Genomic DNA, 9815 nt, shown 5'->3' on the forward strand with positions numbered 1-9815 from the left:
CGTCCGAAGCGTGTTGCCTCGACCTCTATTCAGCATGACCGTTGCGGCCTCGCAGAGGACCCGTCGGGGATTCACGTCTCCAGCCTTCGTCATGCTGTCCCGAGACATCACGCTCGCCGGACTGGCTGCGCGAGGGTGTCAGGCCGCCCCAGGGACCGACATTCTTCGATGAGTGGAAGCGCGTGGGGTCGTCGACGGCTGAGCTATAGGTGAGTGCCACGACCGCACCCACTCCGGGCATGGCCATCAGACGCAGGCAGACAGGGTCTTCGGAGGCCATCCGCCAGACGCTCTTCTCCAGTCTGGCGAGCTCCAGGCGCAGAGCCACGCGCACGCGCAGCATGGGTTCCGCAGCGGCGTCGAGCACCGTGTTGCCTGCCACCAATTCCCGGATCCGCGCTTCGAACCTGCCGCGCGAGATGGCACCAACCTTCAGGCCGAAGTTCCGCAGGAGGCCTCACACCGGCATCTCCAGGGCAATCATGTTGTTCTGAATGGATTTCCGAGCTGCAAGGATTGCACGTACCTCCTGGGCCGAGACCGCCTTGCAGTGGACCGGTCGGAACCAGCCGAGATGCAACAGGCGCGCGATCCCAGCAGTTGCAGAGCGTCTTGTGGGGTCCGTACTCGGAAGGAGCGTCCCGCCACCTCAACCCATTGCGATTGGAGAAGACGATGCCGCTCGGAATGCGGCGGCCACCGACCCGGGGATTGCCGTGCGGCTTCGGAGAGCAGGGCTCGAGACGCGCCATCTGTGCATCGCTCAACCAAAAAAGATCTGACATGCCTACCGCTCGTTTTCGAACACTGAATCACGGAAGCCCAACCAAATCAATGGGTCCCGAGCCTAGTTGGAAGACCGGACGGGAGCACTTGCGGGCCCACATGCGGCGCCGGGGCGACCATCGCGAGCGAAGCCGGGGCGTGTTGTATGCTTGCGCAACGCCCTGTTGCCGCAAGGCCGAATTGCGCCAAGCCCCTTGGGAGGAGCAGGCTGGACAGCTCGCGCGCCGCCATGACCGGCAGCTCCGGGCAAACTCCCATCTGTCGCGCAACGCACCCCAGGCGGTCCTCCGGCCAATCCCCGCGGAAGGCCGCCGGACGGGGCGCCATGCCTAACGGCCTGCGCCAGCCTAGCCTGGGGCCGGGTGGGGCTCGCCGCATGTGCGGCTGCACCTGACAGAGATCGGTCCGGATATCTGGGGTCCGGCCGGGCCCTTCGTCCGCAACCCGGGCGTCACGCCCGAAATGCATGCTTGATGCGCCGCATCCCCGGCTGCCCAGCAACCGGAGCATGGCATCCCGGCAGCGCAACTAGCCGCCTGCCTGCCCGCGTGCCCTGGCGAGGCAACAAGCCTTGCCACGCGGAATTCTGCGGTCCCGGACCGGTCAGGACGCGCGGCGCAGGGCCGAGGGCAGCGGCGCGTAGCTGCCGCCGCGGCCGAGCTGGGTGAGATAGACCGTGCTCGTCCCGGCATTCTCGCCGGGACCGAAGCGAAGCCGGAACCCGCCGATGTCGATCTCGGTGCGCTGGCCGAAAACGGTTGCGAGGAAGCCCTCCCGCGACGGCTCCGGCCCCGCGCGCTCCAGCATCTCGCAGAGCACGCGGCCGGTCAGATAGCCTTCGAGCACCGCGAAATCCAGCTTGGTGCCGCGCGCGGTCCGCTCCAGCGCAGCCGTGCATTGCTGGACCAGCAGGCTCGACCGGTCCGACGGGCTGGGCACGACCTGGCTGACCACCACGCCCTCACCGGAATCGCCCGCCTGGCGGGCGAATTCCGCGGCCCCGACGAAGGAGATCGTCGCCAGATGCGGGGAAATTCCCGCCCCGCGCAGACCCTTGACGAATTTTGCCGTCGGCCCGGCGGTTCCGGCCATGAAGACCAGCTTCGGGGCCGCCTCCGCGATCAGGCCGACCGCCTCCGAGACGTCGCCGCTGACGCGGTCATAGGGGGCGAGATGCCGGATCGCGCAGCCGCGCGCGGCCAGCGGCTTCTTCAGAGCCTCGCTGACGGCCAGCCCGTAGGCATCGGCCTGGAAGAACAGCGCGCAGTCGTCCAGCCCGCCGAGAGACTCGAAATGGCGCACCAGCGCCTCGGCCTCGTCACCATAGGAGGCGCGGATGTTGACGACATGGCCGCGTTCGCGCGTGCGCAGGAAACCCGTGCCGGTGACCGGCCCGACGAAGGGCACGCGGCCGCCGCGGGCGATCCGTTCGCTGAGCTTGGAGGTGGGCGTGCCGACCGCGCCGACCAGGCCAAAGATATTGCCGCTGCGCACCAGCGTGCGGACGTTTTCCAGCGCCTTGTCGGGATCGTAGCCGTCATCGACCGCCTCCAGCACCGGGTTGCGGCCATGGATGCCGCCCGCCGCCGCCGCCTCGGCAAATGCGGCCTCGATTCCGATGCGGGTGCCCGTCCCGAGAGAGGCCACCGCCCCGGAGAAGGGCGCGGACTGGCCGAAGATCACCGACTCGGCACTGACGCCAGGTTCGGCCGAGATGTAGCGGGCGAATTCCTCGGTCTGGCGGCTGAGCCGTCCGGCCTCGTCCTGGATGGCGCGGATCCGCGCTTCCGCCTGCGAGAGCTGGCGGCCCGAAGCCTCGGCGCGCTCGGTGATCTCCTTGGTCGCCTCGACCTGGCGGTTGATCGCCTCGATCGTGTCGGAGGTCGTGGCCGAAACGCTTTCGTTCGCGGTCTTGATGGCGCGCACCGCCTCGGTCATGTTGTTGGCCGCGCCCTGCATGCCCTCGGCCGTCTCCTTGATCCGCTGCGCCGCCTCCGAGGTGCGGGTCGACAGCGTCTTGACCTCCTGCGCCACCACCGAGAAGCCGCGGCCGAAATCGCCCGCGCGCGCCGCCTCGATGCTGGCGTTCAGCGCCAGCAGGTTGGTCTGGAAGGAAATCGAATCGATCAGCCCGACCACCTCGACGATCTCGCGCGCGGCGGCCTGCACCTCGGCAGTGATCTCGATCGCGGCGTCGGCGCGGGTGGCGGCGTATTTCACGCTCTCGCTGGAGGAGGCGGCCTGCTCGATCACGGTCTGGATCGCGTTGCGGATGCCCTCGGTCTTCCGGACCATCTCGTTGACCGAGGCCACCGCGGATTCGGTCGCCTGCGTGCCCTCGTGGCCGCGGGCGATCAGGTCGGTCACGACCTTGCCGACCGTGCCGCTGAAATTGCGGGAGATCTCGCGCATCTGGTTGCGCCGCTTGATTTCGAACTCGCCCTCGCCGACGGTCTGGACCTCGTTCTGGCGCGACAGCTTCACATGGGCGGCGCGCAGCTGCTCCACCAGAAGCGCCAGGGGATGGAGCAGCGAGCTTTCCGGCGGCAGCGGCAGCGGCTGCGCCGACTCCTCGATCAGCAGCTTCCTCAACCCGTCCGCCAGCCCGGCCATCTCGTCGGCCAGACGCTGCGGGCACTGTCCCTGATCCAACATTCCCTGCCTCTCCTCCGCGCAGGACGAGTCCCGCCTGCCTGCCGGTTCTGGCACCGATCCGTTAACGATCGATTTTCAGGATGAGGTTGCGGCGGCTTCCGGCGGTCCCGCAGCTCGGGACGGCCGGCTGGTACGGGCGGCGGGACTCGAACCCGCACGGCTTGCGCCTGGAGATTTTAAGTCTCCTGTGTCTACCATTCCACCACGCCCGCGGAGTGCCGGATGCTTACCGGCCCTGTCCGGAGAGGACAATCCGTCTTGGTTAACAGGCGGTAAAAAGCCGCCTCACGGCGTGAGATTGATGCAGGTGGTGGAGCCTGTGGCATAGAGCTTGCCGTCCTCGACTCCGCGGATCTCGGCGGTGGAGACGCCGGTGCGGCGGCCGACATGGGACACGGTGCCGATCGCCACGACCTGCATGCCCAGCGGGATGGCGCGGGTGATGTTGACCTTGAATTCCAGCGTCGGCGCCGAGAACCCCTCGCCCAGGCAGGACACGATGGCGAAGCCCAGCGCCGTATCCAGCACCACGCCGTACCAGCCGCCCTGCACCGCGCCGAACGGGTTCAGGTGGTCCTCGGTCGGACGGGCCAACACCTCGACGCGGCCCTTTTCGACGGCCGAGACCCGGCCGTTGATCAGCCCGCGGATCGGCGCTTCTGGCAGGCGGCCGTCGACGGTCGCCTGCAGGAACTCGAGGCCGGTCATCCCGGCCCGCTCTTCGGCACTGACGGTGCCGTATCGCATCGCTCTTTCGGTCATGAGATCTGACCTAGCAGGGAAAGCGGCACATGGCGACTGCCGCGCCGTCCCTGCGGCATCCCGGCCTCAGGCGACGTCTTCCAGCGTCGCCTTGGGATGCACGCCCAGCGCCGCGCAGATGTCGCGGCTGAGCGTCGGCTTGTTCAGGGTGTAGAAATGCAGGTCCTCGACGCCTTCGGCCATCAGCTCGCGGCAGAGCTTGATGCAGAGCTCCTTGGACAGCTCCTCCTCGCGGCCCTCTTCGCCGGCCTTCGTGAAGGCCTCGTCGAGCCACGCGGGCACCGGCGTGCCGCAGCGCTCCGCGAATTTCCGGACGCCCTTCCAGTTCTCGATCGGCAGGATGCCGGGGATGACCGTTCCCTCGATCCCTTCGGCACGGCAGCGGTCGCGGAAGCGGAAGAAGGTGTCGGCCTCGAAGAAGAACTGGGTGATCGCCGAATCGGCCCCGGCGGCGAACTTCTTCGCCAGCCAGCGGACATCGGCCATCGTGTCGCCCTTGGCCTCGGGATGCGGGTCGGGATAGGCGCCGACGCGCAAGGTGAACTTGCCGGTGTCCTTCAGCGCCGAGATCAGCTCGCAGCTGTCGCGGAAGCCCTCGGGATGGGGGTCGAACCGGTCGGCGCCCTTCGGGGGATCGCCGCGCAGCGCGACCAGCTCGGTCACGCCCGCCTCGGCATAGGACTCCGCGATTTCAAGCGTTTCGGCGCGGCTGGCATCGACGCAGGTCAGATGCGCGGCGACGTTCAGCCCGTAATTCTTGCCGATGGTCGTGACCGCCTCGTGGGTCAGCTTGCGGGTGGTCCCGCCGGCCCCGTAGGTCACGGAGACAAAGGACGGCTTCAGCGGCGCCAGGACGCGCACGGTGTCCCACAGCCGGAACGATGCCTCCAGCGAGCGGGGCGGGAAGAATTCGAACGACACGCGCGGCGCGGACATGGACATCTCTCCTATTCGGGTTCCGCGGCATATAGCCCTCGACAGCACTGTGAAGCAAATTCATAATGCTAAAGTTCAACATGAGCCGCGTTTGAATTGGCGACGAGATGCACCTGGAATTCCGGCACCTGAAAACCATCAAGGCCATCCATGACGCAGGCGGGCTGGCGCGCGCGGCGGATGTGCTGAACATAACCCAGTCGGCCCTGTCGCACCAGATCAAGGGGCTGGAGGAGCAGGCGGGCGTGGAGCTCTTCGTGCGCCGCTCGCGGCCCTTGAAGCTTTCGGCGGCCGGCCATCGGCTGCTCAGGCTGGCGGAGAAGATCCTGCCCGAGGTCGCCGCGGCCGAGGAGGATTTCCGCTCTCTGCGCTCCGGGAAATCCGGGCGGCTGCATATCGCCATCGAATGCCATGCCTGCTTCGAATGGCTGTTCCCGGTGCTGGAGGAATTCCGCAAGGCGTGGCCCGATGTCGATGTCGACATCCGTCCGGGGCTGAGCTTCGGCGCCCTGCCCGCGCTGCAGAAGGAGGAGGTCGATCTGGTGGTCTCCTCCGATCCCGAAAGCCTCGCCGGGGTCAGCTTCGAGCCGCTCTTCGATTACAACCCGGTCTTCGTGGCGTCCTCGCACCACCCGCTGGCGGCGAAGCCCTATGTCGAGGCCGCGGATTTCCGCGACGAGCTGCTGATCACCTATCCGGTGGAACGCTCGCGGCTAGACGTGTTCTCGCAGCTGCTGATCCCCGCCGGTGTCGAGCCGCGCGCGGTGCGGCAGGTGGAGCTGACCGCGGTCATCCTGCTGCTGGTCGCCTCAAACCGCGGGGTCGCGGTGCTGCCCGACTGGGTGGTGCGCGAGGTGCGCTACAATTCCGATTACGTGACCCGGCCGCTGACCCGGGACGGCATCACCCGGCATCTCTATGCCGCCATCCGCAGCGACGAGGCGGAGAAACCCTATATCGCCGACATTCTGCGGCTGGCCCGCACGGTGGCGCCGCGGCTGCGGGGCGAGGCAGGTCCCGTCGCCTGAGACCTGCCCCGCCGCTTGTCAGGCCGCGGCCACCGACTTGCGGTCCCAGGCGAATTTCGCGAAGGGCGCGTCGACCGGCGTCTGCGCGACATGGTTGACGTAGTTGCTCATCACCTTCTGCGCGATGCCGAGGATCACCTCCAGCACGTGCTTCCGGCTGTAGCCCGCCGCGAAGAAGGCCTGCATCTCGTCATCGCTGACGACGCCGCGGCCGCGCACCATGGCGAGGGTGAAGCCGCGCAGCGCCTCCAGCTTGGCATCGGGCAGCGGGGACTCGGTCCTGAGCGCCTCGATCACCTCCGGATCGACCCCCATGCGATGGGCGATGCCGGTATGGGCCGGGACACAGTAGTGGCAGGCATGCTCGACATTGATCGCCAGCCAGACGGTGTTCAGTTCGTCGGGGGTGAAGCTGGTCTCCTGGAAGCGGACATGCGCCAGCTGGTAGACCTCCAGCAGCTGCGGGCTTTCCGCCATCGTGGCGGTCAGGTTCGGCAGCATGCCGAACATGGCAATGGCGTTCTCGACGAGCGGCTTCGATGCCTCGGGCGCGGTTTCCAGCGTGTGACGGATAAAATCGGCCATCGGGGCCTCCTTTGGGCAAAACGGCCGGAACAGCCCGGCCTCGCGGGCAAGCTGGACTCTTTTGAGCATTCGCTCAAATTACGATTGAGTGAATGCTCAAACTTGCCGTCGTGCAGCGGGACGCCTAAATGACGGATCATGACACGTGCCGCCCCATATGACCGCGACAAGACCCTCGACCGGGCCATGCAGCTCTTCTGGAGCAAGGGCTACCATGCGACCTCGCTGAAGGATCTCGAGGCTGCGCTCGACATGCGCCCGGGCAGCATCTACGCCGCCTTCAAGAGCAAGGACACGCTGTTCCGGCTGGCGCTGGAACGCTACCACGCGCGGATGGCGGAGGTGTTCGAGGAGAAGCTGGCGGAGACGGAGTCGCCCCTGCAGGCGCTGGCGGACTGGCTGCGGCTGCATGTCGAGCGGCGGCTCCGCGATCCGGCGCCGCCGGCCTGCATGCTGGCCAAGACCTCGCTGGAGCTGGCCGACGTGCCGGGCGAGGCCGGGGCCGAGGCGCGCGCTTATCTGCGCCGGGTCGGAGAGCGCTTTGCCGAGGTCTTCGCCCTCGCCCGCGCCCGCGGCGAGCTGCCCGACAGCGCGGACCCCGAACGGCTGGCCCGTCTGCTGCAGGCCAAGATCATGGGGCTGACCGTCTTCCTGCAGCGCGAGACCGATCCGGAGGTGCTGCTCATGCTGGCCGACGACATGGCGCGCGAGGTGCTGGCGCTCGGCCATGCCGGGACCGGCGCCCCGGCAGAGCACGCACGCCAAGGCTGAGAACGCGGTCCCGGGCGCAAGGCGCGTCACAGAATTCCCCGGCGGCCGGACAGACCATCCACGAGGCCAGGCCGCTCATTCCGACGATCAGGGACAAGACGCTCCTGGGTTCCCCTTGCCGGGGCGCATCTTCCTCCTGCTGGCTTGCCGCACGCGCATGGTCCGGCGGCGGCTGCTGTTCCGGGCCTCCGACTACCTCGAATACCTCGTCACCTTCCTGATGCAACACGAAGCCGACACCGAAGCAGCCAACCCGCTGCTGGCGCATCGCCGGGTTCAAGACCGGGTCAAGGCCCTGGCGGACAGAATGGTCATCCTGCGCAACCTGCCCTTGGCGACGGCAATGGAGGTGAAGGCGGACGCGCCCGAGATCGCGCGGGCGGCCGGGAACGACTTCTACCTGCTCAGCCGCGTTGCCCATGAACGCGAGCTCATGAAGATGCGCGGCGCTTCGCGGCAGGGCGGAAGCGAGGCAGACGACCCGGTCTGGCTCTCCGAGGACCTCGGGACGCCCTGGGACTTGTTTCTGCCTCCTGCAGCCCTGGACAGCATTTCCGGACCCGTCCCGGATGCGCTGCGCACGACCTCGGCCGGCCCGAAGCCGGAGCCCGGCGAAGCGGCGCATGCCGGACGCTCCCCTGACGACGCGACAAGGGCCTTTGCCGCCGCCGCGCTGCGCTATGTCTCCTGGCTATGACCTGCTCCCTGGCGGTCCCTCCTTCATAACGAGAGTCTGCAGGTTGGATTTGGGTATTCGGGTTCTCCGTCTGGCGCAAGCGCGCCGGGCGCGGAGCCCTCAAATTGCCCAAGCGCTCGGCGCGCTTGCTGCGGTGTCCGATTGTCCAAGGACGAGTGCGGTCTGACCGTGTTGCAATCGTAGCGCCACAGGGCCAGCTTCCTGCGCGCGTCATCCAAGCTGTCGAAGATCTCCTCGTTCAAGAGTTCGTCTCGCAGGCTGCCGTTGAAGCTTTCGATGAACGCGTTCTGCTGCGGTTTTCCCGGATCGATGCAATGCCAGGGCACGCTATTCTCGTCGGCCCATTTCAGGATGGCCCGGCTGGTGAACTCGGTCCCGTTATCACTGACAACGCATCCAGGTTTGCCATAGACCCGGATCAGGGCGCTGAGTTCCCGGGCGACCCGCGCACGGTCGTGTCTCGGAAGTGGTGGAAATTGGATGGCGGCGTAATCTCCGGGTGAACTGAAACCCACCCATCCGGCGGCTGCAACCGCCAGGGAGATCACGCCATGACCGAGAATAACGACGCTGCGAGCTTTGCGCTACCGGCAGACGAGCCCGGGTTCGACCCGATCGAGGATCGTCTGAGGGCAACTGTCCGCGCCACCATCGAGGCGATGTTCGAAGAAGAACTCGAAGCCTTCATCGGACGCTGCCGCTATGGCCGCGGCGACGGTGCGCAGAAAGGATACCGCCACGGGCACCGCGAGCGGCAGCTCACGGGCACCTTTGGCACCGAGACGGTGCGCGTTCCTCGTGCCCGGATCGAAGACGAAACCGGCAAGGTCACCGAGTGGCGGTCCAAGGCGCTGCCGCGCTACAGGCGGCTCACGAAGAAGGCCGAGGCGCTGATCGCGGCGGTGTATCTGGCGGGGACCAATACGCGGCGGGTGAAGCGGGCGCTGTTCGGCCTGTTCGAAGGGGCCGCCAGCAAGGAATGAGCGCCTGCGCGCCACCGGTCCGAGCGCAGGCGCGAATGGCAGCCGGGCCTGGCGGAAGGTGAAGGTCGATTGGGACGCCTGGTGTGCCCGCAGCCTGGCCGGGGAGGATATCGTCCGGGTTCGGCATCTCTCTCGGACGGATCGCGTTCGGTGCCTCACTTCTGGACGGCACCGTGGTCAAGACCAGGCTGGACCGCAAGGCCACGAACATCGCAGGCCGCTGGCCGAGATCGGGGTGCGCCGCGACGGGCAGAAGGTTCTGTTATCCATCAAGAACATGGGAGGCGAAAGCAACGCGGCCTGGAGCCAATTTCTCTTCGATCTCGATGCGCGCGGCCTGCGACGGCCCGAATTCGTGATCGTCGACGGCGCGCCCGGGCTCGAAGCCGCCCTGGTTGCGCTCTGGGGCGAGGACCGGCCGATCCAGCGCTGCACGGTCCACAAGCACCGCAACCTTCTTGGCCACGCGCCCAAACGCATGCATGACGAACTCGCCGAGGACTACCGCGACATGATCTATGCCGGCACGGCAGCGGGGATCGAGCTCAGGCGGAAGATGTTGCCTCGCGCAAATGGCGCCTCAAGCGCCGCGCGGCCGCCGGCAGCCTGGAA

At 67.4% G+C, this 9815-nt stretch carries 8 protein-coding genes, 1 tRNA gene and 3 pseudogenes; 4 read left to right on the forward strand and 8 right to left on the reverse strand.

Annotated elements, in window-relative coordinates; genetic code table 11:
• Positions 1–25: 25 nt before the first annotated feature.
• The 6 genes and pseudogenes from HCC78_RS34970 to metF all read right to left on the reverse strand — a co-directional run bounded on the left by HCC78_RS34970 (position 26) and on the right by metF (position 5139).
• Entirely contained in the window at positions 26–382 is a 357-nt protein-coding gene (locus tag HCC78_RS34970; protein ID WP_371743925.1) for a transposase, read from the reverse strand.
• Between the two features lie 205 nt (positions 383–587).
• Positions 588–785 (reverse strand): annotated as a pseudogene (locus HCC78_RS24495) (transposase); the annotation flags it as partial.
• Between the two features lie 604 nt (positions 786–1389).
• A complete protein-coding gene (locus HCC78_RS24500) occupies positions 1390–3441 on the reverse strand; it encodes an ABC transporter substrate-binding protein (RefSeq protein ID WP_172331407.1) in 2052 nt (683 codons plus the stop codon).
• A gap of 128 nt (positions 3442–3569) precedes the next feature.
• Positions 3570–3653: transfer RNA gene (locus HCC78_RS24505), tRNA-Leu, on the reverse strand.
• 73 nt (positions 3654–3726) lie between these two features.
• Positions 3727–4203 carry a PaaI family thioesterase gene (locus HCC78_RS24510; protein ID WP_172331408.1) on the reverse strand — a complete coding sequence of 159 codons (477 nt, stop codon included), beginning with the start codon at positions 4201–4203 and terminating at the stop codon, positions 3727–3729.
• Positions 4204–4269: 66 nt separating this feature from the next.
• Entirely contained in the window at positions 4270–5139 is an 870-nt protein-coding gene (metF, locus tag HCC78_RS24515) for a methylenetetrahydrofolate reductase [NAD(P)H] (RefSeq protein WP_172331409.1), read from the reverse strand.
• Positions 5140–5246: 107 nt separating this feature from the next.
• Between metF and HCC78_RS24520 the strand changes: the two genes are divergently transcribed.
• On the forward strand, positions 5247–6167 hold the full coding sequence (locus tag HCC78_RS24520; RefSeq protein WP_172331410.1) for a LysR family transcriptional regulator: 921 nt from the start codon (positions 5247–5249) through the stop codon (positions 6165–6167).
• Between the two features lie 18 nt (positions 6168–6185).
• Here HCC78_RS24520 and HCC78_RS24525 read toward each other — a convergent pair whose 3' ends face one another.
• Positions 6186–6752, reverse strand: a complete 567-nt coding sequence (locus tag HCC78_RS24525; protein WP_172331411.1) for a carboxymuconolactone decarboxylase family protein — start codon at positions 6750–6752, stop codon at positions 6186–6188.
• Positions 6753–6890: 138 nt separating this feature from the next.
• Here HCC78_RS24525 and HCC78_RS24530 point away from each other — a divergent pair, with 138 nt between their 5' ends.
• Both HCC78_RS24530 and HCC78_RS24535 read left to right on the forward strand, forming a co-directional pair.
• Entirely contained in the window at positions 6891–7523 is a 633-nt protein-coding gene (locus HCC78_RS24530; RefSeq protein WP_172331412.1) for a TetR/AcrR family transcriptional regulator, read from the forward strand.
• A complete protein-coding gene (locus HCC78_RS24535; RefSeq protein WP_172331413.1) occupies positions 7480–8220 on the forward strand; it encodes a hypothetical protein in 741 nt (246 codons plus the stop codon). Before HCC78_RS24530 ends, HCC78_RS24535 begins: the two co-directional genes overlap by 44 nt.
• 23 nt (positions 8221–8243) lie before the next feature.
• Here HCC78_RS24535 and HCC78_RS24540 read toward each other — a convergent pair.
• A pseudogene (locus HCC78_RS24540) lies at positions 8244–8669 on the reverse strand (integrase core domain-containing protein); the annotation flags it as partial.
• Between the two features lie 102 nt (positions 8670–8771).
• On the opposite strand from HCC78_RS24540, the pseudogene HCC78_RS24545 reads away from it, so the two are divergent.
• Positions 8772–9815, forward strand: a pseudogene (locus HCC78_RS24545) (transposase); the annotation flags it as partial.

The organism is Mangrovicoccus sp. HB161399 (assembly GCF_013184745.1).
GTDB lineage: Bacteria > Pseudomonadota > Alphaproteobacteria > Rhodobacterales > Rhodobacteraceae > Mangrovicoccus.

Bases quoted from the DNA above. Each gene is read 5' to 3' on its own strand.
- HCC78_RS24510 (WP_172331408.1), bottom strand. From the start codon at position 4,203: ATGACCGAAAGAGCGATGCGATACGGCACCGTCAGTGCCGAAGAGCGG.
- metF (WP_172331409.1), bottom strand. From the start codon at position 5,139: ATGTCCGCGCCGCGCGTGTCGTTCGAATTCTTCCCGCCCCGCTCGCTG.
- HCC78_RS24535 (WP_172331413.1), top strand. From the start codon at position 7,480: ATGCCGGGACCGGCGCCCCGGCAGAGCACGCACGCCAAGGCTGAGAAC.
- HCC78_RS24520 (WP_172331410.1), top strand. From the start codon at position 5,247: ATGCACCTGGAATTCCGGCACCTGAAAACCATCAAGGCCATCCATGAC.
- HCC78_RS24525 (WP_172331411.1), bottom strand. From the start codon at position 6,752: ATGGCCGATTTTATCCGTCACACGCTGGAAACCGCGCCCGAGGCATCG.
- HCC78_RS24530 (WP_172331412.1), top strand. From the start codon at position 6,891: ATGACACGTGCCGCCCCATATGACCGCGACAAGACCCTCGACCGGGCC.
- HCC78_RS24500 (WP_172331407.1), bottom strand. From the start codon at position 3,441: ATGTTGGATCAGGGACAGTGCCCGCAGCGTCTGGCCGACGAGATGGCC.